At 68.8% G+C, this 23534-nt stretch carries 20 protein-coding genes and 1 pseudogene; 7 read left to right on the top strand and 14 right to left on the bottom strand.

Annotated elements, in window-relative coordinates; all coding sequences use genetic code 11:
- Positions 1-313 precede the first annotated feature (313 nt).
- From ACFY01_RS32655 to ACFY01_RS32605, 11 genes are all read right to left on the bottom strand, one after another.
- Complete coding sequence (locus ACFY01_RS32655; RefSeq protein ID WP_390739364.1) at positions 314-1198, bottom strand: hypothetical protein; 885 nt, start codon at positions 1196-1198, stop codon at positions 314-316.
- Between the two features lie 157 nt (positions 1199-1355).
- Positions 1356-2465, bottom strand: a complete 1110-nt coding sequence (locus ACFY01_RS32650; RefSeq protein ID WP_390739363.1) for a chitinase — start codon at positions 2463-2465, stop codon at positions 1356-1358.
- A 137-nt stretch (positions 2466-2602) separates the two neighbouring features.
- A complete protein-coding gene (locus tag ACFY01_RS32645; protein WP_390739362.1) occupies positions 2603-3706 on the bottom strand; it encodes a hypothetical protein in 1104 nt (367 codons plus the stop codon).
- Positions 3707-4009: 303 nt separating this feature from the next.
- On the bottom strand, positions 4010-5224 hold the full coding sequence (locus tag ACFY01_RS32640; protein ID WP_390739361.1) for an SPFH domain-containing protein: 1215 nt from the start codon (positions 5222-5224) through the stop codon (positions 4010-4012).
- Positions 5225-5236: 12 nt separating this feature from the next.
- Entirely contained in the window at positions 5237-5485 is a 249-nt protein-coding gene (locus ACFY01_RS32635; RefSeq protein WP_390739360.1) for a hypothetical protein, read from the bottom strand.
- 117 nt (positions 5486-5602) lie between these two features.
- Entirely contained in the window at positions 5603-6025 is a 423-nt protein-coding gene (locus tag ACFY01_RS32630; protein WP_390739359.1) for a nuclear transport factor 2 family protein, read from the bottom strand.
- 107 nt (positions 6026-6132) lie between these two features.
- Positions 6133-6432, bottom strand: coding sequence for a hypothetical protein (locus tag ACFY01_RS32625; RefSeq protein ID WP_390739358.1), 300 nt, complete (start codon positions 6430-6432; stop codon positions 6133-6135).
- Between the two features lie 309 nt (positions 6433-6741).
- The gene (locus tag ACFY01_RS32620) at positions 6742-6963 is read right to left on the bottom strand and encodes a hypothetical protein (protein WP_390739357.1); all 222 of its coding nucleotides are present in this window, start codon (positions 6961-6963) and stop codon (positions 6742-6744) included.
- Between the two features lie 321 nt (positions 6964-7284).
- Positions 7285-7998: a hypothetical protein gene (locus ACFY01_RS32615; protein ID WP_390739356.1), complete on the bottom strand. Its 714-nt coding sequence runs from the start codon at positions 7996-7998 to the stop codon at positions 7285-7287.
- Between the two features lie 60 nt (positions 7999-8058).
- On the bottom strand, positions 8059-8568 hold the full coding sequence (locus ACFY01_RS32610) for a SigE family RNA polymerase sigma factor (protein ID WP_390739355.1): 510 nt from the start codon (positions 8566-8568) through the stop codon (positions 8059-8061).
- A 287-nt stretch (positions 8569-8855) separates the two neighbouring features.
- Positions 8856-9191 carry a deoxyxylulose-5-phosphate synthase gene (locus ACFY01_RS32605; protein ID WP_390739354.1) on the bottom strand — a complete coding sequence of 112 codons (336 nt, stop codon included), beginning with the start codon at positions 9189-9191 and terminating at the stop codon, positions 8856-8858.
- Here ACFY01_RS32605 and ACFY01_RS32600 point away from each other — a divergent pair.
- Positions 9080-9499, top strand: coding sequence for an HAD-IA family hydrolase (locus ACFY01_RS32600; protein ID WP_390739353.1), 420 nt, complete (start codon positions 9080-9082; stop codon positions 9497-9499). The genes ACFY01_RS32605 and ACFY01_RS32600 overlap by 112 nt on opposite strands.
- 289 nt (positions 9500-9788) lie before the next feature.
- Here the strand turns inward: ACFY01_RS32600 and ACFY01_RS32595 are convergent, their stop codons facing one another.
- Positions 9789-10376: a TetR/AcrR family transcriptional regulator gene (locus tag ACFY01_RS32595; RefSeq protein WP_390739352.1), complete on the bottom strand. Its 588-nt coding sequence runs from the start codon at positions 10374-10376 to the stop codon at positions 9789-9791.
- A gap of 231 nt (positions 10377-10607) precedes the next feature.
- Between ACFY01_RS32595 and ACFY01_RS32590 the strand changes: the two genes are divergently transcribed.
- Positions 10608-11531 carry a hypothetical protein gene (locus tag ACFY01_RS32590; protein ID WP_390739351.1) on the top strand — a complete coding sequence of 308 codons (924 nt, stop codon included), beginning with the start codon at positions 10608-10610 and terminating at the stop codon, positions 11529-11531.
- A 385-nt stretch (positions 11532-11916) separates the two neighbouring features.
- Here the strand turns inward: ACFY01_RS32590 and ACFY01_RS32585 are convergent, their stop codons facing one another.
- Positions 11917-12747 (bottom strand): alpha/beta fold hydrolase, encoded by an 831-nt coding sequence (locus tag ACFY01_RS32585; protein WP_390739350.1) that lies wholly within the window; start codon positions 12745-12747, stop codon positions 11917-11919.
- A gap of 1116 nt (positions 12748-13863) precedes the next feature.
- Here ACFY01_RS32585 and ACFY01_RS32580 point away from each other — a divergent pair.
- From ACFY01_RS32580 to ACFY01_RS32565, 4 genes are all read left to right on the top strand, one after another.
- Positions 13864-14508 (top strand): RNA polymerase sigma factor, encoded by a 645-nt coding sequence (locus ACFY01_RS32580; protein WP_390739349.1) that lies wholly within the window; start codon positions 13864-13866, stop codon positions 14506-14508.
- Positions 14505-15584 (top strand): CU044_5270 family protein, encoded by a 1080-nt coding sequence (locus tag ACFY01_RS32575; protein WP_390739348.1) that lies wholly within the window; start codon positions 14505-14507, stop codon positions 15582-15584. Before ACFY01_RS32580 ends, ACFY01_RS32575 begins: the two co-directional genes overlap by 4 nt.
- A complete protein-coding gene (locus ACFY01_RS32570; protein ID WP_390739347.1) occupies positions 15585-18959 on the top strand; it encodes a S8 family peptidase in 3375 nt (1124 codons plus the stop codon).
- Between the two features lie 120 nt (positions 18960-19079).
- On the top strand, positions 19080-19346 hold the full coding sequence (locus tag ACFY01_RS32565; RefSeq protein ID WP_390739346.1) for a tyrosine-type recombinase/integrase: 267 nt from the start codon (positions 19080-19082) through the stop codon (positions 19344-19346).
- 322 nt (positions 19347-19668) lie between these two features.
- Here ACFY01_RS32565 and ACFY01_RS32560 read toward each other — a convergent pair whose 3' ends face one another.
- Positions 19669-20826, bottom strand: coding sequence for a hypothetical protein (locus tag ACFY01_RS32560; protein WP_390739345.1), 1158 nt, complete (start codon positions 20824-20826; stop codon positions 19669-19671).
- Between the two features lie 350 nt (positions 20827-21176).
- On the opposite strand from ACFY01_RS32560, the pseudogene ACFY01_RS32555 reads away from it, so the two are divergent.
- Positions 21177-21323 (top strand): annotated as a pseudogene (locus ACFY01_RS32555) (helix-turn-helix domain-containing protein); the annotation flags it as partial.
- Positions 21324-23534 lie beyond the last annotated feature (2211 nt).

The raw sequence follows: 23534 nt of genomic DNA, 5'->3' as shown, positions 1-23534 counted from the left end.
GACGCACTCGACGCGCCGGCCCCGCCGGACGGTGACTCGGCCGCCTTCGCGCCGCCCCCGCCGGACTGGCACCCGGCCACCATCACGGCGGCCGAGGCCGCGACCATCGCCAGCACGGTTCTGCGGATGCCCTTGCTGTACTGCATGTCGTCCCCCGATTTCGGACCGCACGGGGTACCGGCCCTCGCCGGCACCTGTCCTGGCAGACAGACCGGGAGGGCACGGGGGTTCTTCCGGCGGACGACCTGTGACGCGGCGGTGACGAGATCCGGGCAGGATCACCGCATCACCGCATCACCGCATCACCGCATCGTCAGCCGAGGCACACCACGAGCAGGCAGAGTTCGGGCGACGCGGGCGTTGCCGCCGGGGCGGGGGTCGCCTGGGGTGCTCCAGGCGCCGAGCCGTCACCGGTGGCGGGCGTGGAGGTGTGCTGTGCCGAGGTACCGGTGTTCCCGGCGGCCGCTCCGCCGGAGGACGGAGGGTCGGCGTGCTGCTGCGGGGCGGGTGTCGCCGCCGTACGAGTGGGCGAAGTCGTGCCGGTCGTACGGGGCGCGGAATCGGCGCTCGGCAGGGTGGCACGGAGCGGGGCAGGGGTGGACGCCCCCTGCGGCAGCCCGGTCGCGGACGACTGGGCGGAGGAACGGGTGGGTGAGGACCGGTGGGCGTCGGGCCGGGCCACCGTCGGACGGGTGTCCCGCGTCGCCGGTTCGTCCGCGGCGGGTGTGGCCGGCATGCTCGGCGCGTCCGGCGCCGTGGCGGCCTGCGCCCGGTCGGTGGAGTGCCGGTCCATCACGGAGACGGTCAGGCCGCCTCCGACGAGTGCGACGGCGGTCGCGACCACGGCCCGGCGCTGGTTCTTCTTCCAGCGGGCCATCTGGCGACGCCGTGCCGCCCGCCCCTGCGGCGCGGGCGGCACGTCCTGAAGGCCGGTCTGCGGGCTGGTCTGCGGGCTGGTCTGCGGGCCGGCCGACGGGCCGGTCGGAGGGGCGGTCTCCGGCACCTCGGCCACGGCCTCCCAGCCCGCGGCCTCCCACGCCGCGGTCCCCGTCACCGCCTCGGCGGTACGGACCGTGGCGGGGCGGGCGTCGGCGGTGAGGGCGGCGATGTCGGCGGCGAGGTCCGGAGCGTAGGCACCGCACCCAGGACACATCAGGGCGCCGTTCAGATGCCGACGGCACGAGGAGCAGTAGTCCATCTGTTCGCGGTCTTCCTGGTTTGACGTGCTGTCGTCCCAGCGAGCTGGCCGCGAGCGGATCACGTTCACACGTGGGATCGGATGGCCAGCACGCTAACGAGTCATTCGAAAGACTGTGTGCAGTCTGTGTGACGCTCCTGCGAGGATCCCCTGGGCGTCACCGGCCGGCACCGGCGCCGCCGCCACGGGGGAACGGTCGGGTGAACGGTTCGAAGGCGTGGCTGAAGTACCAGGTGTCCTGGGCGATGCCCGAGCAGGAGTTGGCACCGGCGGTGCCCACGCAGCCGCCGTTGTCGCGCTGGAGTGCCCAGAAGGAGAGGGTGTTGATGCCCTTGGCGGTCGCCCACTTCTTCACCGTGACGGCGTCCTGCGTGGTGAAGGTCTCCTGGGGACCGTAGTCGTCGATGCCGGGCATCTCGGTGACACCGATCATGCTCCACAGCTTCGCGGAGCTCTTCTTCGGGTAGAGCGTGGCCAGTTGGTCGTGCAGCCCGGCGGCGGCCGTCTCGGTGTCGGCGGCCATGTCGTGGGTGGCGCCGTCCCAGTAGTCGAACGTCATGATGTTCACGACGTCCACGCGCGCGCCGTTGCCGACCGCGTTCCGCAGCAGCGCCACACCGCTGGGCGCGAGCCCGGTGTTCGTCGTCGGCAGGGTGTAGGAGAACTGCACGTGGTGGCCGGTGTGCCGGGCCCAGCGCTGCACCTCGGCGATGGCCTTGTTACGGCGGTCGATCCCGGGGGAGTTGCCGATGGAGTCGGCCTCGACGTCGAGGTCGATCCGGGTGACGCCGTACGTCGTGACGAGACTCTCGTACACCTTGGCGACGGAGTCCACGCTGGTGCAGCTGTCGGCCAGTTCGGTGCCGGTCGTGTCGGCGCTGTAGCCGCCGAAGGACGGGATGACGTTGCCGCCGCGCGCCTGGATCGCGGCGATGTCGTCGCCGAAGCTCGCCCGGGAGACCGGCTGTGCGGTCGCGCCGTTCCAGTAGGCCGTGCACGAGCCCGGGGTGTCCGTCTGCAGGAACGCCATCGTGAGGTACTCGTTCCCCGACGCGGCGGCGAGCGCGGCCGGGCTCTCCCCGGTCCACGTCTCGACGTACGGCGCCGCGACGTGCGCGGGCATGGGCTTGGGCTTGGGTTCGGCGTGGTGCGAGGGCGCGCCCTGTGCGGCGACCGCACCACCGCCCCCGAGGGCGACGAGCCCGGCGGACAGGACGGTGGCGGTCGCACAGGACAGCAGTGCACGGAGAGAACCAGGTCGTCTCATTGACGCTCCCAAGTCGAAGTGCAAGCAGGGCGCGCCCATCTTTGGACTAGACCAATAGACTGTCAAGGTTCTTTACAGTTAACTGACCGAGTTCGCTGACCCAGTTCGCGGGCGTGCGCGCGGCCCCTGTCGCTCGCTCACGACCGGGAGGCGGTCCCGCAGCCCGCGTCGCCGGCCTCCCGCATCCGCGCGTCCATGGACTTGCTGCGGTCGTACGGGTCCACCTCGGGGCCGTCGCCCGGACTCTTGGTCGCGCGATCGGCGCCGAATGCGGGGGTGAGGTAGCCCGTGAGGGTGTCGCAGCCGCCGTTGGTGGTGTCCACCTTGTAGGAGACCAGCGAGAACGTCCCCGGTTCGGTGATCACCTTCGCCGGGTCGTCCCAGCTCATCACGACCTCGCGGCGCACGATGGTCCGCACGACCTCGTCACTGCCCGCCGCGGCGCGCACGACCGGATAGACGTAGGTGACATCGGTGGTCACCTCGACCGCACCGCGCTTGCCCTCCCGGTACGTGACCCGGCCCCGGGTCTTGACCACGTTCCCGACGAGCCGCACCTTCGCCTTCTGGAACCGGCTGAACAGCAGCAGCGGATCGTCCTTGCGGCTGGGCGAGCGGAACGCGGTCGCGAGGTAGTCCTGGACGTCCCGCTGATGCGGATTGATCAACGCGATGGCCTTCCGCGGCCGCTCCCCGCCCAGCACCCCGGGATCCAGACTGGACTCGGCAAGGAAGTCCCGGGTCCGGTCGAGCGCCTGCGCGACCTGCGCCTTGCTCATCCAGCCGGTCGCGCGGGCCGCGGGCACACCGATCCCCGCCGTCCCGTCACCCCACCGCGCCGCGGGTGAACCCTTGAACGGCTGCTTCAGCGTGGGCTGTTGGCCGGCCGGTTCGGTCGGCGGCGCACTGTCCGGACGTTTCGACTCCACGGCGAGCGGCGCACCCTCACCGTCGCCGCCACCGCCCCCGAACCAGCCGGCCACCCGTCCCGGGGCCAGTGCCACGACCAGCAGGCCGACCGCGACCACCAGCCCGACCGCGTACCAGCCCTTGCCCCGGCGCCGCGGGGCCGGCTGGTGAGCCCGCCACCCCTCCGGCCGGCCGGACTCCTCCGCCAGCCGTCGCGCCACCATCCGAGCCCGCGCCGACGGCTCCTCGGGCGCCCCCTGAGACCCGGCCTCGGCCTCCCTCAGAAAGCGCTCCCACTCCTCGTCCGGTATCGGATCCCCGCCCTTGCCCACGATGCTTCGTCCCTCCCGTGCGCCCGGTCCCTCCCCAGGGCCGGTCATCGTCCGTGCATCATCACACAGCCCGAATTCGGCACCGGCGCCTGCCGGTTGGCCGGCAGGCGTCCACGCGGTACGGCCGGGCGGGGGCACAGCCCCGCGGACGGACGGGCGGATGGATGGATGGAAGGAAGGAAGGGCGGACGGGTCGGCGCACGGGCGGGTGAACTACCGACTACCGGGGGAACGACCGGCTGAACGACTGGCTGAACGACCAGGTGAACGACCGGACGCGGCCGGAGGGCCGCTTCGCCGCTCCTAGTCGACGTCCACCGGACCGTCGTTCGACTTCCTCCCCTTGCCGGTGGGCAGCTGGAGCAGACCGCTGCCCCCGCCCTCCCCGGAGCGGTTGCCGACGGGCCGGTTGCTGTCGGGGCGGTTGCCGTCGGAGTCCTGGCCGCTCAGGTTCTGCCGGACCGAGTCGAGGATCGTCAGGCCCTGGGACACCAGGCCGGCGGCGATCTCGCCGAGGCCGTCCGCGCCGTTGAGGACGTTGACGTTGGCGCCGGCCAGCCCGCCGGCGGCCTCCTTGACGATCTGCGGGAGCTGGTCGATCAGCATCCGGTCGAGCGCGACCCGGTCGTACGAGGCAGCCGCCTCCGCCTGGATCTTCATCCGCTGCGCCTCGGCGGCCGCGAGGATCCGGACCCGCTCGGCCTCGGCCTCGGCGGGCTTCACGACCTCGGCCACCAGCTGCTGCTGGCGCAGCTTGGCCTGGCGCTGGGCCAGCTCCGTCTGGGCGGCGAGCACCTCCTGCTGGGCGTGCGCCTGCGCCAGCGGTCCGGCCTGCGCGGCCTGCGCCTGGGCGCGGTCCACCTCGGCCGAGTACTCGGCCTTGACAATGGCGGTCTGCCGGCCGTACTCGGCCTGCTTGCGGGCCGCCGCCTGCTCCGCCTCGACCGCGGCCTGGGTGGCCTGCGCCTGGGCGATCTGCGCCTGCCGCTGGATGGCCGCCTTGTGCGGCGCGGACATCGCGTCGATGTAACCGGTGTCGCCGTCGTCGATCGACTGGATCTGGAGCGAGTCGACGATCAGGCCGATCTTCGCCATCTCCGTCTTCGAGGTGTCCAGAACCTCCGCGGCGAGCTTCTGCCGCTCGGTGACGATCTCCTCGACCGTCATCGAGCCGATGATGGCCCGCAGGTGACCGGCGAAGATCCGGCCGGTGAGCACCGACATCTGCTCCTGGTCGGAGAGGAACCGCTGGCCCGCGTTGATGATGCTCTCGTGGTCGTTGCCGACCTTGAAGGCGATGACCGCGCGGACGTGCAGCGCGATGCCCTGCCGGGTCACACAGGTCTCGGTGACCTCGGACTCACACATGGACAGGGTGAGGAATCGGACCTTCCGGAAGACCGGCAGCACGAACTTCCCGTGCCCCGTGACCACTCGGAACGGCGCGCCCCCCAGTCCCCGCCTGCCCCCCGAGATCAACATCGCCTCGTCGGGAGCGGGTACGCGGTATCCGAACATTCCTGTTACTCCTCAGCCGGCCTCGGCACTGTCGCCGAGCGCGTCCAATGGATCCACCCACTCGATGACGCCGACCTCGCGGCATCCCCGTGATTCGATCACGAGCACCGTGGCGCCCACGGGCAGGGGCTTCTCCGACCAGGCGAGGAACGTTTCGGAGCCGCCTCTGACCCGGACCAGGACTTCGCCGGGGCCTGTGGAACCGCGCGTTCCGATGAGTATTTTCCCCGTGCAGCCGATCACGGCCTCGTCCTGCGGCATCACCGGCCGTCCTCCTCGTCCTGGCCCCGTTGATTCCGACGATAGACCCAGTACGGCCGGGACCCAACGGGCGGGATGGCCCGGCCCGCGCGGAGGAGCCGTCCCGGGCCGGCACACTCACTCGGCGCGGGCTGATCCGAGGGCGCGGGCAACGGCCAGGGTGTCCCGGTAGAACGGCCGGAACTCCGAGATCCGGTCACCGCGAACGGTGATCAGCTGCATGACCGAGGTCTCCAGCCGCCTCCCGCTGCCACGCGCGACGAGCACTCCGTGATTGGACACGACCGCGCTGTCCGCATCGACGACGAACCGCTGCTCCAGGAACTCCAGGGAGCTCCAGCAGCGGCTCATCTCGCCCATGAACCGCTCGACCCCGGCAGGCCCCCGGTAGACACCCCCGTAAGGCAGACTCTCCGCCTGGTGCAGGACCGCATCGGGGGTCAGGCAGTCCGCCATGTCATCGAACAGCGCACGACCCGGACCACCGGCCGCCGGATAAGCGGCCTCAGCCGCGAAGAACCGCTCCAGGGTGGCCAACACATTCCGACGTGCGCGGGCGATCTCGCCCCCGCGTCGCGTCGGCCAGTCCTGGGAGCCGGACGAGCCGGACGAGCCCGACGAGTAGGACGCGCCGACACGCCGACGCGCTATTGATCAAGGCGGACCTTCACCTGACGGTTGTGCTCCACGTGCCAGATCACCTCACCCGAGACGGTCGCACCCAAGGCAGGCAGTTCCATTCCGTGCGGCATGGCAGTGATCTCGGCAAGGCCGACCGCGTTCGGCGCGCCCTCGAGGAGAAGGAAGACACCGAAGGGTTGCCGCCCGATGACCCGTCCGCTGACGTGAGATCCAAGGGGCAGCGCGGCGACTGTTGTCGGCCAGCTCTGGTCCATGACATCCGAGGCCGGCAACAGAGCGCGGTCCGGCCAACTGAACTCGGGCATGGGCCAATCATGGTCAGAGCGGCGGGGGGCCGTGAACGAGACGGAAACCTGTCCGTGGAGCTAAGCCGCCTTGGGCCGCGCCGCACGTATGCCCGAGGCGGGCTCCTGCGAGCCCTCGAGCGGCAAGGCCTCGTCGTTCCCGAAGGCAGGGGCCTGGAACGGGTTGGTCGCCGGAGGCGGCGATGCCGAAGTGGAGCAGCGGGGTTGTTCTTCCAGGGCGGAGAACAGCGACGTCGAATCGATGAGAGGTCTCGCTTTCGGTGCTGGGCCCCGAAGGGGCCTGGTAAGCCGTGACCGGCCGCAGTGGTCCTACAGCTTGGTCATCTTCGCGTACGGGCTCAGGATTCGCATCGGCTCCGAGCCGAAATCCACGAGTACCGCGATCCCGTCCTCGATGCCGATAACCCGTCCGAGGCCGTACATGTCATGCGTGACCTGGTCGCCCACGGCAAAGTGCTTGGGAGCGGGTGTGACCGGGGCCTTGAAGGGGCTGGTAGGCAAGTGACGCTTCTGCGCAGCAGGCTTTGTCATGGCTCAGTATGAGCCCACGTTCAGCCCGTCCGCTGTGGCCGTCGGCACAGATCCACACGAGAGCAACCGCTTCCTGCCGCTGACCTGGGGGTTTTCAAGACCGGCGGAGCGAAACTCGACCGTAAGCAGCTCGCCGATCACACCCGCGAGCGGGACGAGACGGTAATGCGGCTGCACGTTCCACCCGCCTGCGGTGCGCGGTCGGCGAGGCGAGCTCATCGAGGTCGGCATCGGTGCTCTCCAGGTGAGCAAGGCGTACCAACTACTGGGGACCATCAAGGTCGCGGACCACTATGTCGTGCCGAACGAATACTGCGGGCGTCACCGCCACTGTGAGCTGGTTGCGATGGCCCGTAGTCGGGCCGGTGTCAGGATCGGCGTGGTGCGGGTCGAGGGGGCGTTCTGGCTCGGTGCCTGCCACTCCATGAGGGTGATGTAGAGCCCGTCAGGACGCAGTACGTTCACCGCCTCGTGCCCGGGGTCCGTGCCGGGTGGTGCCTGCCGGGACTTGATCAGGGTGCCGTCGGCCAGGGGTGTGACGCCGGCGAAGACGTGGTTACGGATCGCGGTGGTGGAGGTCTGCCTGGAGACGTGCACTTCGAGCAGCGACTTGCCGTGGCCGTCGTCCACCCACAGCTGCCCGGACTTCCGGCCGCCGGGAGGGTTCGAATGGGTCAGGCCGGTCGGCAGCAGTGCGGTCAGAGTGGCGAGGGCGCGGTCGGCGGGCAATGCGCCGGTGAAGGTCGGCTTCGGGGTGGCGGATGCCGTGGCCGAGCCGGTCGTGGCTGAGGAAGCCGGGCCGGTGAGTGCGTGGTCGGCTGTCCGGCCGTCGGAGAGCAGCCCGGGAACGACCGCCGCACCGAGCCCGACGAGCGCGAGTACGGCTGCTCCGCTCACGCCGACGGCCGTGGCGCGGCGCCGGCGCCTGCGTCGGCCCTTGCGGACACCGGCCCGCACAAGTGACGGGGTGTTGGGCGGCTCGAAGGTCAGGAGGGTGGTGCGGAGGGCTTCGGTGAAGTCTTCTTCGATGGGCATGGGGTGTCACCGCGTTTCGGGGTCGGTGCAGAGGGCGAGACAGGTGCCGCGGCACAGGGGTCAGGGACTGACGAGCTCGGACAGGTCGTGGCCCAGCAGGTTCCGGATCCGGGCGAGCGCGCGCATGCTCTGGTTGCGTACCGCGCCCGGCCGGACCTGAAGGATCGCGGCGGTCTGCTCGACGCTGCGGTCCTCCCAGTAGCGCAGGAGCAGCACGGCCCGGTCCCGGGCGGAGAGCCGGCCGAGAGCGTCGAGCAATGTGAGGCGCAGCGTGGCGTCGTGTTCGGTGGCAGCACCGGAGTCCGGCAGGGTGCCGGTGGGCTGCTCAGAGCTGCTGCGCCGGCGGCGGTAGGACAGGTAGGTACGTACGAGGACGGTGTGGGTGTAGGCCGCCGGATCGTCCACCTGCGCGATCTTGCGCCAGTTGGCATACATCCGGCCCAGCGTGTCCTGCACCAGGTCCTCCGCGAGGTGCACATCACCACTGGTGAGCACACACGCAGAGCGGAACAGAGGTGCGGATCGCGCAGCGGCGAACGCCATGAATTCCTCTTCGTACCGGCGCTTCATCCGAGATCCTGTTCGTCGTCCACACTCAGAAGACGCTGTGGCCGCAGGGCTACGTCCCACCCGGAGAAGCAGAAAATTTCCGCCCGGGCGAACTTCCCCTTCGGCGAGGTTGGCTTCGGGACCTGGGCAGGGGTCGTGGACTGGCGCGGTGGCTATCGCTCCGCTTGCAGTTCCCGCCGCTTCAAACCGTGCATGCGGATCGCGCGGAGGCTTCGAAGAACCGGCTGCCTGGCCCGCAGCCCGCACGGCGGCCTACGTGGCATCTGCCCCATGTGCGGTCATGCGCTCTAGGGAAGGTTACGGCGGACCAGTGCCTGAGCGAACGGTTCTCCGGTGGCCCGGGCGTAGGCCATCCGCTCGCGCACCTCGCTGAGGGTGCGTGGGCGGTAGCCGGGGCCGCCGCAGCAGCTCTTGTGGAAGCGGACACCGGCGTGCAGCAGCACGGAGAGGGTGCGCCAGGCGGCGGTGTCCCGCCTCTTGGGTGTCGCGAAGGCGGAGCCGACGTGGATCAGTGCTTCGGCGCAGCGTGGACAGACCCGGTCGTGGTCGTGGTAGCCGGGGTAGGGCTGCTTGTACGAGGCCCGGCAGGGCAGGCAAACGTACGAGGTCTTTCCATGCGCCATGCGGGAAGGGTAGAGCTACCACGGGGCCGGGCTCGACAGCTTTACGGCAGGCTGCGCAGGCTCTTCATCAAGGGCGGGGCGGCGCCGACCGACCGTCCCTCTACCTACGGCCGGACCCGCGCATGTACCACCACGCGAGCGCCGCGCTGGGCCTCGCTCCTGCGCAGTGCCTGTTCGTTGATGACGATCCAGACCTGGTCGCTGCGGCTATCCGACTCGGCTATGCAGGACGTGCGCTTTGCCGCGACACTGCCATCTCGGACGTGCCTTCCATCACCTCTCTGACAGAAATCCTGCATTTCTTCTGACATATCCGGCCCGGTCTTCCTGGGTTGGTAGCAGCGCGGCGACGGAATTGCGCTTTGGGACTCAACGCTCAGCCGAACGCCCCGACATCACCCGATCAAGTTCAGTACTGCCGTCAAAGGCCCCGGACCATGATCGGTCCGGGACCTTTGCGCTGGTGCCCCCGGCAGGATTCGAACCTGCGACACCCGCTTTAGGAGTTCGATCCGAGCGCAGTCCAGCTTCTGCCGACGACTGATGCGACGCCCGGACGCAGCCGCCGGTGTACGCCCCCGTCCGACGTCGTTGATGTCAGCAGTGGATGTCAGACACGTGGTTTTGCGGGGCGGGTGACAGCGCGGCGCGGGCGGCGGAGAGCACCTGCCCGGACAGCGGGGAGTTCTTGGTGGCGCGGGCCAGGAGAAGGGCGCCGAGCATGGTGCACAGCCGGGCGATGCCGTCCTCGTCGTCGGTGGCGAGCCACTGGGTGAAGTCCTGTACCCCTTCGGCGTAGGCACGGTGCGCTCCGTGGTCGCCACTGTCCCGGGCCATGTCGGTGGCGAGCGCGGCGACGGGGCAGCCCGAGGCGGGGTTGTCCCGGTGCCGGACGGACAGGTATCCGTCGATCAGGGACTGCTGGGCCTCGACACGGTGACCCTCGTGCTCTTCGAGTGTGGTGGCGTGGAACTCGGCCAGTTCGCCGAACGCGTGGGTGACCGCCTCGTCGATCAGGGCCTCCTTGGAGGCGAACTGCTTGTAGAAGCCGCCGTGCGTCAGGCCGGCCGCCTTCATCAGATCCGCGACGCTCACGCCCGTGCCCTGCTCGCGGAACAGCTGCGAGGCCCGTTCCACGACCCGCTGGCGGTTCGCCTGTGCCTGCGCCTGTGAGACGCGACCCATAGGGCACCTCCCTTTTGGATGCTGGACGGCATCTATCGTACGGTGCTGTGTAGATTATTTGCATCATCTATTTTGGGTGCCCTCTCCCCACGTCCCAGGGCGCCCCCCCTTTCTGGGAGACACTTCATGGCCACTCGCCTCGGCCCGGCCGCCGGAGCCGACCCGACCACCGTCACCGCCACCTCCTCCTCGGCAACTGCGCCACCGGTCCGGCTCTGGCTCCAGCCGACCGTGATCGCCCTGGTCGTCGTGGCGGCCTTCATCGGCTGCTACGTCGGTCTGCAGCGCAACCCCCAGCCGCACCGGGTGCCGGTGGCTGTCGCCGGCCAGGAGCTTTCGGGCGAGATGAGCCAGGTCCTTGGTGACAGCGTCGATGTCCATCCTGTCGCCGACGCCGCCACGGGGCGCGCTGAGGTTGAGCGCCGCGACGTCGTGGCCGCGCTCAGTGGCCGCGCGGCCTCCGACCGGTTGCGCCTGGAGGTCGGCGGAGCCAACGGGCAGTCGACCACGACGGCCGTCAAGAGCCTGATCGGCGCCTATGCCCATGGGTCGGGCCAGCGCCTGACCACAGTGGATGTCGTCCCGTTCGCTCGTTTTGACTCGCGTGGACTGGCCGGGTTCTACATGGCGTTCGGCGTCACACTGGCCGGCTTCGTCCTCGCCCAGAACGTTCTGGGTCTCGCGAACCATCTGCACCTGCACCACCGGTTCTGGCTGCTGTCCGGCGCCTCTGTGGCCATCGGCATCGTCGCCACCGTCATCGCCGGCCCCATCCTCGGGGCGGTGCCTGCGCCGGTGATGCCGCTGGCCTTCGCCCTGACCCTGCTTGCCGCGGCAGCCGCGTTCACCACCAAGCTGCTGGGCACCTACCTCGGCCCGGTCGGCGTGCCCGTCGCCACCCTTTTGCTGCTCACGGTCGGCAACTCCACCAGCGGAGCGGCCATCGGCCCGGACCTCCTGCCCTCCGCCGCACACGCCGTCTCCGCTCTGCTGCCGCCGGGTGCGGCCGTTCGCGCCGTGACCGACCTGAGCTACTTCCACGGCGCGCAGGCGGTGCAGCCATTGACCACCCTCGCGCTGTGGGCGGTGATCGCCGCCATCCTGGTGGGCCTGCGTCCCCGCCTGAGGCGGCGGCGCACGCGGGTTACGACCTGACCCCACGGTCGGGGTGAAGGGCGTGCCACAGGCGTGCCACTACGGGCCCGCAGGGTCCTTCTCGAACACCAGAGGGCCGACCCGGGAGGAACCCCCTCCTGAGCCGGCCCTTCTCTCTGTGTCCCCGGCAGGATTCGAACCTGGACACCCGCTTTCCAAGTCTGTTGGCGGTCCAGCGGACCTCGTGCAGGGGCGGTCACCTACGTTCAGGCCCGTCCGGGTGCTCATTGCGAGGTGAGGACCGGACCTGCCTGGACGGTGGTGTCCGTCGCTGAATGAGACAGAAACTGAGACGGCCGGACGTCCGCCTGACCAGGTGCGGTCCCCGATGCGAACTACGGGTACGCCGGGGGACGGGCCGGACGCTGAGGCCAGCTCGCCGGGGTCAGGAACGGATGAACGCGAGGATGTCCGGGTTGAGGACCTCCGGGTGCGTCGACAGCATCCCGTGCGGATAGCCTTCGTAGGACTTGAGGGTCCCGTTCTTCAGAAGCTTGACCGTCAGGGGTGCCGAGTCGTCGTACGGGACGACCTGGTCGTCGGTTCCGTGCGCGACGAGGACGGGCACCTCGATCTGCTGCAAGTCCTCGGTGAAGTCGGTCTCGGAGAACGCCGCAACGCACTCATAGTGCGCGTTCGCCGCGCCCATCATGCCCTGGCGCCACCAGTTGTCGATCAAACCCTGCGACACCAGCGCTCCGGGACGGTTGAAGCCGTAGAACGGCCCCGAGGGAATATCAATGAACGACTGAGCCCGGTTGCCGGCAACGCCCTCACGGAAGCCGTCGAAGACCTCCATCGGCAAGCCGCCCGGGTTGGCCTCCGTCTTCAGCATCAGCGGTGGCACCGCGCCCACCAGGACCGCCTTTGAGACACGGCCGGGCTTAGCGCGGGCGACGTAGCGGGCGACCTCGCCACCGCCGGTGGAGTGGCCGATGTGCACGGCGCCCCGCAGGTCGAGTGCGTCCGTCAGGGCGGTCACGTCCGCGGCGTAGGTGTCCATGTCGTGGCCGGTCGCGGTCTGGGTGGAGCGTCCGTGGCCACGGCGGTCGTGGGCGATGACTCGGTAGCCCTGCGCCAGGAAGAACAACATCTGATTGTCCCAGTCGTCGGCGCTCAGCGGCCACCCGTGGTGGAAGACGATCGGCTCCCCATCGCGAGGACCCCAGTCCTTGTAGAAGATCGTGGTGCCGTCGTCGGTCGTGACTGTACCCATCGCAGATCCTCCGCTCGTCCAGGCGCACCCCCAGCCACGGAGCAATGGATTGGGGGGAACGCGGGACTTCACGCCCAGCGGGCGCAGTCCGGATGTATGGCCCACGTTACGCCCTGCCCCTGCGGGCCACATCCGCAGCTTGTCGACGTCCGTCAAGTCTCAGAGATCGTCTCAACTGGCTTGATCGTTAGGCTGGCGGCCGTAATGCTGCCACTGCGGCATGCATCCTCCTCAACCCACCACTTGCCCCAGCTCCCATCCCGTCTGCCGTCGACCCGCAAACCGTGGAGCGGGCGTGGTTCCTGGTGTCCAGGTGGAGCGCGCCGCTGTACGAACGACCTGGACGCCAGGGGCCGCGTCTCCTCGGCTCTGCCTGCCGTCGTCGGTAGGTCCGACGTTCGTCCGAAGATGTTGCTGTATGCCGCCGTCCGGCCCTGTTGATGTCAGAGTTGGATGTCAGCGAAACGGCTCCGGTGCTGGGCAGACCTCCAATGGATCGCCTGGTCGGTCCGCCCACTGCCACTACATGTGCACCGCCATGAAGCCCGGCAGGTCCGTCGGCCGTCGTCGTCCTGCCTGGCGAGCACCAGACCGCGCGACCACAGGGGCTGTTGCACTCGGGACAGGACGGAGCATCGTCGGGAAAGGGAAATCTATTCCGGGCGCGCCTGGATGGCTTGTGCCTGGACCGGCGCGATCGTCAGCCCGAGGTCCTGGCCCCGTCGGCTCTCGGCCGCTCCGGTCCGCAAGTGTTGCTGCCCGTGGGCGAGCAGCTCTGCCGAAGCCCGGGCCCTGGTTGCGTACGACGACAACGGCGCCGTTCACCGTCGGTGAGACCGGTGCCCGCCCGTGCCGGTGGGCGTTGCCGGATCAGCCTGTTCCGCGCCCGCGTTCGGCCTCGACACCTCCAACAGCTTCTCGACCAGCCTGCGCACCCCCGGACCGGGTCCCGCATCAGATCGAGCGCCTTGCTTTCGGGCCTCGCGGCCTGAGCGGTGCGCGGCTGAGCGGCTGCCATGTCCACCGAGTCCTCGTGCGGTCACCGCCCCGGTGACCTGTGCGACGGCTGTGACGTGTCTCACCGGAACTCGCCCGCACCGAAAGTCAGTGCAAGACGTGACCACAGATATGCGAACCCGGGTGCGAAACGGAGATCCGGACGCCTTCGCGGAACTCTTCGACGAGTGCGCCCGCGCGGTGTACAACCACGCCTTCCGGCTGACCGCCGACTGGTCGCTGGCCGAGGACGTGATGTCGACGACCTTCATGGAGGCGTGGCGGCTCCGGGCCTCGGTCGACGCCGAAGGTGGCTCGCTGCGGCCGTGGCTGCTGGGCATCGCCACCAACGTCGCCCGCTCCCACCACCGCAGCAACCGCCGCTACCGCAATGCGGCGAGCGCCGCGGCCGCCGCGCAGGCCGCCGAGGAACGGGTCGAGGACCACGCCGAGGAGACCGCCGGACGCCTGGACGACCGGCGCCGTATCAACGCCACGCTCGCCGCCCTCAGTCTGCTCAAGCGCCCCGAGCGTGAGGTCCTGACGCTGTGCCTGTGGGAGGGGATGGAGTACGCCGAGGCGGCCCGCGCCCTCGGTATCCCGGTCGGCACCGTCCGCTCCCGCCTCTCCCGCGCTCGCGCCAAGCTGCGCAAGCTCGCCGATGCGCAACTGCTCGGAGAAAAACGGGAACCCACCCGCACGAACCGGCAGATAACAGGTGATCGCGGATACGCGGTCCGGTCCGCACAGGAAGGAAACCGATGAACGCCAGCCCCTCCCACCGGCCCCACCCGGCCGAGTGGACGGAGACGCAGAGTCTGCTGCCCTCCGCCGAGCGGGATCTGCCGGCGGGCCGCCACCAGTTCCACAAGGAGCAGATGATGGCCCGGATCCACGAAGACCTCCGCACCTCCTCCCGCACGTCCGGTACCTCTCCGGTCGCGCCCGTGAAGCGCTCCAACCCGTTCCTGCGCCGTACGATCCTCCTGCCCGCCGCGGCCTTCGCCCTGGCCGGCGCGGTCGCGGGCGGCCTCGCCCTCACCGGCGGCGGGACCCACGGCGGCAAGACCGCCCTGGCCACCGGCCCCGCACTGACCACCAGGATCGGCGCCGCCGACGCCAAGGGCGCCCCCCAGCTCCTCGAACGCATCTCCCTGGCCGCCGCCGACACCTCCGCGCCCACCCCGCGCAAGGGCCAGTACATCTACATCGCCTCGAAGGTGGCCGACAGCTACATCAAGACCGTCGGCGACAAGAGCGAGGCGGTCAGCGACGAGCTGCACTCCCGCCAGGTCTGGAACTCCCTCGACGGCAGGGACGGCTGGCTGATCGAGGCCGGCGAGACCAGCGACAAGGGCATCACCCTGAAGAGCGACACCCCGTTCAGCGGCGCCTACAACGCCCTGGCCGAGCTGCCGACCGACCCCGACGCGCTGCTGCGGCGGATCTACCGCGCGTCGGACGCCGTCCGGGACCCCGAAGTCCCGCGCGACCAGGCCGCCTTCGTCGCGATCGGCGATCTGCTGTTCGAGAGCTACCCGCCCGCCGAGGTCGGCGCCGCCCTCTACAAGGCCGCGGCCAAGATCCCCGGCGTCGTCTCGGTGGATGACGCGGTCGACGCCACGGGCCGGCACGGGGTCGCGATCGCGCGGGAGAACGACGGCGAGCGCACCGAGTGGATCTTCGACAAGAAGACACTGCGGTTCCTCGGCGAGCGCATCGTGGTGGTCAAGGCCACGGCGGGCAATCCCCTCAAGGTCGGTACCGTCACGCACACCAGCGCGATCACCGAGCGCGCGGTCGTCGACGCCGCCAAGCAGGTCCCCGGGCAGGCGAGCTGAATGCGCGACAGAACCACAAGCGCCTCGCTGGCCGCCCTGCTGGTGGCGGGGCTGATGACGGGCGTCTCGGTGGCGGCCACGGGCTCCGGCCTCGGCTTACGGGCGCAGGACACCGCCACGGTCGCGGCGCCCGGCGGCTCCGCCCTCGGCGCGCGGACCTCCGGCTCTGCCTCCGCGGCCGGCCGGTACGTCACCCTCCTCACCGGCGACCGGGTCCGGCTGGACGCCCGGGGCCGGGTGACGGGCGTACGGCGGGCACCGGGCCGTGAGCACGTCCCGGTGTCCGTGCGCGGCGTCAGGGGCGATCAGTACGTCGTTCCCGCCGACGCCGCCGCCCTGATCGGCCAAGGCGTCCTGGACAAACGGCTGTTCGATGTAAGCGGGCTGATACGCGCCGGCTACGACGACACCCGGCGCGGCACGCTCCCGCTGATCGTGTCGTACGAGGGCAAGTCCGCCCAGCGCCGGAGCACCCAGAAGTCACTGGTCACGGACGCGGACGCCACCGTGCGCCGGGAGCTGCCCAGCGTGGCGGGCGCCGCGATCACCGTGCCCAAGGCCGGGGTCGACGACATGTGGCAGGCCCTCACCGAGGGGAAGGGAGTCGCGCGGGTCTGGCTGGACGGCCGGTTCAAGGCGCCGGCGGACGAAGACGGCGCGAAGGCCGGGGAGGCGGGCGGCGGCGTCGCGCAGATCGGCGCCCCGGCCGCCTGGGCGGCCGGATACGACGGCAAGGGCGTCAAGGTCGCCGTCCTGGACACCGGCGTCGACACCACACACCCGGACCTCGCCTCGGCGGTGAAGGCCTCGAAGAACTTCACCGGCACCGGCAGCACCGACGACATGGCCGGCCACGGCACCCATGTGGCCGCGACGCTGGGGGGCTCCGGCGCACGGTCCGGCGGCCGGTACAAGGGCGTCGCGCCCGGTGCCGGGATCCTCAACGCCAAGGTGCTGGACGACAGCGGCGAGGGCAGCGACTCCAGCGTCATCGCCGGCCTGGAGTGGGCCGCCGGGCAGGGCGCCAAGGTGGCCAACCTCAGCCTGGGCCAGGCCGACACCCCGGGGGAGGACCCGGTCGAGGCGGCGGTGAACGCCCTCTCGAAGAGCACCGGCATGCTCACCGTCGCCGCGGCCGGCAACGAGGGCCCCGACGCGGGAACCGTCGACTCCCCGGGGGCCGCGGAGTCGGCGCTCACCGTGGGCGCCGTCGACGGCGAGGACCGGCTCGCCGACTTCTCCAGCACCGGCCCGACCGCCGACAACGCGCTGAAACCGGACCTCACGGCGCCGGGCGTGGCCATCGTCTCGGCGAGGGCGGCGCACGGCCACATGGGCGACCCGGCCGCCGACGGCTATGTCTCCATGTCCGGTACGTCGATGGCGACGCCGCATGTCGCGGGGGCGGCCGCGATCCTCGCCCAGCGGCACCCCAACTGGACCGGCGCACGGATCAAGCAGGCGCTCACCGCGTCCACCACCCCGACCCCCGGCGCGACCGGCTACCAGCAGGGTACGGGCCGGGTCGACGTGTCCCGGGCACTGGAGGGAGCGGTGGCGAGCGAACAGACCTCCGTGTCCTTCGGCAAGCAGCTGTGGCCCCACACCGACGACCGGCCGGTCACCCAGCACATCACCTACCGCAACGACGGCGACCAGCCCGTCACCCTGGACCTGACGGCGACCGCGACCGGCCCCGGAGGCCGTACGGCCCCCGAAGGCATGTTCACGCCGAGCACCACGCAGCTCACCGTCCCGGCGGGCGGCACCGCCGGCGTCGACCTCACCGCGGACACCCGCGTCGAGGCGGCGGACGGCGCCTACTCGGGCACGCTGGTCGCCACCGCGCGCAACGGCGCCGACCCCGCGGCCGTACGGACCGCCTTCGGCGTCGTACGCGAGGCCGAGGCACACGACCTCACCCTGAAGTTCCTCGACCGCGGCGGCAAGCCCGTGAGCGCGCCGCTGACCGAGATCCTCGGGTACTCGGGCACGTACTGGACCACGAACCTCGAGGACTCCGAACAGATCTCCAAGGGCGTATACCGGGTGCGGGTCCCGCGCGGCGACTACGTCGTGGACACCTTGATGGGAGACGCCGGGGGCACCTCCGCGCTGGTCCGGCCGCGGCTCTCGCTGACCGGGGACACCACGGTCGTCTTCGACGCGCGCAAGGCGAAGCCGGTCCGGATCACCGCGCCGCAGGGCGCGAAGATGTCCGACGGCCAGCTCAACCTCGCCGTGGGCACCGGGGACACCGGGAGCGAGCCGCACAACACCACCCTGTTCCTCGGGGCGTTCAAGAACCTGCGCACCGCGACCCTGGGACCGACCGCCCCGGCCGGGAGGCTCAGTACGCAGCTCGGCGGCCTGTGGCAGAAGGGCAGCACCACCTACCACCTGCTCCACAACCTGCCCGACCGCTTCCCCACCGGCTATCGGCACACCACGCGCATGAACGAACTGGCCCTGCTGAAGCGGAACTTCGGCTCGTCCGTCGCACACCGCAAGGGCATCGTCAACGTCCTGTGGAGCGGCCCCACCCTGTCGCTGGGCACGGTGAGCGACCCCTTCCCGCTGCCGACGACCGCGAAGATCTACGTCACCACGCCCAAGGGCTTCAAGTGGACGGCCAACCTGGGCCAGCGAAGCGCCTCCGGAGACGACGAGGACGTCTTCTACGGCACGGAGAGCGCGAGGTCGTACCAAGCGGGCCGGACCTACGCGGCCACGTACAACGTCGGCGTCTTCAGCCCGATCACCGGCGGCCCGTACGGCGCACAGCGTGACGGCGACACCCTCGACCTGTGCGTCCCCGACCTCGCCGACGGGAGCGGACACCCCGCCTTCTCCACAGCGAAACGCCACACCACGGTCACCGCGGACGGCAACACCCTGCTCGACAACGACGACGACCTCTGCCAGACCGTGGAGAAGCTCCCGTCCGTCCCGGCCCGCTACACGATCCGGACGAACCTCACCCGCCCGACGAGCGTGGCCGCGACCACGAGCCGCCTGACAGCGGCCTGGACCTTCACGTCCAGCCCGTCCGACTCCGGCTCCCTGCCCCTCTCCACGGTCCGCTTCCACCCGAAGCTGACCCCGACCGGCACAGCCCCCGCGGGCCGCCGCACCACGATCCCCCTCTCCCTCCAGGGCCCGGCGGCCACCCACCTGAAATCCCTGACGGTGAAGGTCTCCTACGACGCCGGCAAGACCTGGTCCCCCGCCCCGGTGACCACCACCCACGGCAAAAGGACCCTCACCCTGACCCACCCGGAAAACGCCCGCTCGGTCTCCCTCAAATCCACCCTGACCGACACCACCGGCAACACCTACGCGGTGACGATCCTGAAGGCATACCTCCTGACCTGACGTGGTCCAGACACTCCTCGACGCGGTCAGGCACCATCCGGAGCACTTCGCCGCTGCCGACCGCGACACACGTCTTCGTCGGTCCGCAGAGGCGGGCAACTACGGCGGAGGGACCACTGGGTGAGGGCACGGAAGGCTGCGGGCGTCTCAGCCGAGCTGCATTTCCACGACCTTCGGCACACGGGCAACACGCTCACCTCCACGGCCGGAGCCAGCACCCGGGAACTGATGACCCGCATGGGCCACAGCAACTCGCGGGCCGCGCTGATCCATCAGCACATGACCAGTGACCGTGACCGGGCCGTCGCCGACCGGCTCGGCGCCATGATCCGGGGCGGTGGGGGAGTGGCCTCGGGCTCCTCCGAAGAGGACCCGGCGGGCCCGTAGCGGCACGCGTGTGGCACGGCGCCTGAAATGGCCAAGGGCCAGCCTCCCAGGCTGGCCAAGGGCCAGCCTGGGAGGGAAACCCTCCTGAGCTGGCCCTTCTGTCTGTGCCCCCGGCAGGATTCGAACCTGCGACACCCGCTTTAGGAGTTCCTTCTGCCGGTGCTCAGGCCAGGAGCGTGGCAGGCCTGCCCGGCCCACGAGGTACACCGCAGTGCCTTCGGATACGGCGACGTCCACCGTTGTTGCCGTCAAAGGCTGCCGTCAGGTGGTGGCACAGCGGTCAAGGTCTGACCGCATGGGCCGCCATATACCGCCCGGCGGCCTACATGGCGGCGGGGCTAGCAGGCCCCCCGGGGGCAGGTACCGGAAGGGAAGGAGAGGGTGGAGGGGATGGTGGAGGGGACTTAGCCACAGAATTCGACCCTCCGCCCAAGTTGACCAGCGTTTGCGCCTGACTGTCCACGAGCCTCGTGAGCAGCTGCTGCGAATAGCCAAACACGATAGACCAAGCAATGATCTGGGCGGATGAGTCCAAGGCATTCAAGCCGGGAACGAATCCTCCGCGCATGAGTAGGAGGCCAAGCACAGCAGTTAGAGCGCCTGTTGGAAGTTTGAGCGCAGCGAGAGCAACTGGCACGTTATAGGGGGTTGACGTTCCTCGGATGTTACGGAGAGATGTGGCGGCGGCGATGCCCGCTGCTACAAGGCCGACGATTTCAACGACGGGATAATCCAAAGGAGAAGTAGTCTGTGCCAAAACGGAATCAATGCGCTTCGCCGGAATAGGTTCACTCACCTGGACAGGGCATACTACTTCGTATTGCACCTTACCCAGGCCTTGTGGCGGAGTGAAACATAGCGGCACAATGTCATCTCGCACGAAACCTAGGATGGCGACCACCGAGGCTGCCGCCGCGAGTACAATCGTCACCCAAAGCACAATGTAAAAGAAGCTCCGAATCCGCAAAGCATTGCCGATGCTAGCCTGGCGAGCAACACCGACAGCGTCGAGAATCGACTCGCGGTCAGACTCCGAAAGGCGGCCGGTCTGGGAAACTTTGTGGTCGATAATTTCGACCATCACTCGCCGTGGATCCCTTGGCTCAAGTTGCTCCTGTACGAAAGCCAGCACGCCGGGCATCATGGGGATTACCTCTTCGGGCGCCGAGAGCCGAAGCAGCAAGTTGTGCGCGGTGTCAAGATGAATCCGAGCAACGGTCAGGTGCGCGCTCGGCTTAAATCTGGCATGATTGTAATGAGCAAGCGCACACCTAGCTTCATGCAATTCTCCGCGTGCCCGCTCCGCCAATACCTGGACTTGTTGTTGTCCGGGATGCCTCTCAACCCTTTCGTCTAGGAGCGCACTCAACTCGGAAGCTCGAGACAGCACCGCTGCCTTTAGCTCCCACGGGCCAAATTCACTCCTCCTTACGGGGTAACTTGTCTCCTTCTGCCCAGAGGGCTTGTCATTGTCTGCCATGCAATGACTATGGGCGCATCCAGGGGTTACGCGATCGATGAACGCAGTGATTCCTCACAATGGAGCAATGGACAGGGCAAGGGCGATGCCCACTCGCACGGTCGGAGAGTCGCCAAACGTGCTGCTGGGTTCCTACGCCCGCGAAGGAAGCGTGTTCTGGTCGGGGCTCGATCGGTGGCCTGCGGGTCTTATGCACGGGATCGCAGGCCCGGACAGAGTGTCCGGGCCGCGTCGTTCCGGGCCCGTCACGCTCGTATCACCTCGGGTAGTGGACAAGACCCGCTACCCGCTCCATCACCGGCTCTGTGCCGTGAATCCGGCCCCTCACAAGCAGCAGGAGGCAGCACGCAATGCGTGGTCTCGGAGATCACCTCAGCATCGGCGAGCGGATCGCGTTCTACCGCAAGCGTCGCGGCTACACGCAAGAGGTCTTGGCCGGCCTGGTCGGCCGAAGCACCGACTGGTTGGCGAAGATTGAGACAGGGCGCCGGAAGCCGTCCCGTATCGACATGCTCGCCGAACTGTCGCGCATCCTGCGCGTGCCCCTCGGTGAACTGCTGGGTCAGACCGTGCTCATGGAGGACGAAAGGCAGCAGGACGACGTTCCGGCCGTACGCGACGCGCTCATGAGCCCGCGGCGTCTGTCGCGCTTGCTCTTCGGCCCCGAAGTAGAGGTGCAGCTCCCGAGTCCCGCCCCTTGGCTGTGCGCGTGGAGCAGGCATGGAACGACTACCAGGGTGGGCGACTCGGTAGCGTCATCGCGGCTCTTCCGGCGCTCCTACAGACTGCACAGGAGCTGGAGGATCGAGCGGCGCGCCGTGGCGACGATAGTGGCGACTGCTGGGCTGTGTCGGCTCGTACGCACCACCTCGCGGCCACGACGCTTGCGAAGATCGGCGAATCAGACATCTCATGGCTCGCTGCCGAACGTGCGATGCGGGCCGCTGACGAGTCGGACGACCCGCTTGTGTTGGCGTCGGCCGCGCGTTCCGGTACGCACGCCCTGCTGGCCAACGGTCGGTATGACGACGCGCTGGAACTGGGAAACACGGCCGCCGCATGGACGCCGCCTCGGTGCCGGTGGCGCGTTCGGCGAGCACGGCGTCACGCAGCTTGCGCGCGTTCGCGGGAGAGGTGCGCAGGGCCCTGCGGATGCCCTCCCCCGTCACGTAGTGCCGATGCCCGCGCTGTGCCTCGCGCCGTTGCGATGGCACCGGTTGCGGCAGCGCGAGGCGTTCAAGCAATGCTGCGGCGGTTGTGCGCCAGCGTTGGCATGATTGGAGATCGGTGGCGCGCTGGGCAATTCGGCCAGGAACCCGCTGGCCATCGTTCACCGCTGCCATCGAGCATGGTCGGGACGTGCGTGAGTCCCTGACGCTGCAGTCACGTGTTGGTCGTCTGATCGGCCCGTTTTTCACCCCAGGTAAGGCGTGTCTGCCCCCCAACTGACCTGCGGTCGAGGGGTTGTTGATGGTCGTTGTTGGTCGTCATCGGTCACCCTTGGACGGCCCACAGACGGCCCGGCTCGGGGCCCGCCGGGCCGCTATCGCTAGCGGTCCCCCCCGCTAACGCTAGCGGGGGTGATAGCGGACCAAAGCGGGTGTGACCTGTGCGTTAGTGGTTAGCGGGCGCCTGCCGGCCGGAGTTTCGAACCCCTCTCCGGAACCCGCCGTCGGCATACTGCTCAAGACTCTGACGATCCTCGGTGGCAGTGCACCCGGTAGTTGAGATAGGGTCAGGGTTTTATGAACAGGCTTGCTCGCGCCATTGTCAGCTCTGCTATAGCCACGACGGTATCGATGGCTGGAATGCTGGCTACAGCTGGCACATCATCCGCCGCATCGTGGGACCATGTGTGGTCCGGAAGCGGAGTCAAGGTCTATATAAAGGAGCATGGAGACTATATCTCCGTGTGCGATACATCTAAGAATAATCACTCGGCTGCTCTGGTCACCTATAAATATACCATAATAGCTAGCGGTGGAGCGGGAACATGTGCGCATCGCTCTGCTAGCCAAGGCAGTAAGTATAACCTTCCTGAAGGCCAGGATATCGAGGTCTCGTATGCGGGAACGGGCGGTCGTAGCGATACATATTACTGGAAGGATGCCGGATTTTTCAACGATCACTAATGATAGAGGTCCTGCATAAAAAGTAGCTGCTCGACTAGAAATAGTTTATCGAGCAGCTATTTTTTATGCATAGATAACACTATTTCTAGAAGAAGCGAAGGGCCGGGTCTCTGACCTGCGGCCGCGTAATCGATCAACGCTGCGACCTGCGATTTAGCCGTCGGTGGTTGTCAGCGTTGGTCGTCGTTGAGCGCCCTCCGACGGCCCCGAGACAGCCCGGATGCGTCATGAGTGGTCCACCACGGCAACTCCGGCGGTGAGCATCTGCGCGATCACCAGGTCTGCCAGCTCGTCATCACAGATCACCTGTGCCATCGGCGGATCGCCCTTCATGATCGGTAGGTACCGGTCACCGATCCGATGGAGCTCCCACCGATCTCGTTCCGTGGTCCACATCGATGCGTAGGCCGACAGTTCTTTACCGGGCAGGTCCACAGACTGCCCGACGCGCCGGAAGCTTACGGGGCCATGATCACTCGCACCAAAGCAGCTCCGTAAGTTGTTCGGTGGCCCGGGAGGGCCGGATGTGGCTTCAAAGCAGCTTGCCGACCGTGGCTCGGCGGGAGTGGCCGTCCG

The organism is Streptomyces sp. NPDC001480, from assembly GCF_042894725.1.
Taxonomy (GTDB): domain Bacteria; phylum Actinomycetota; class Actinomycetes; order Streptomycetales; family Streptomycetaceae; genus Streptomyces.
This window is presented reverse-complemented; position numbering and strand designations above follow the sequence as displayed.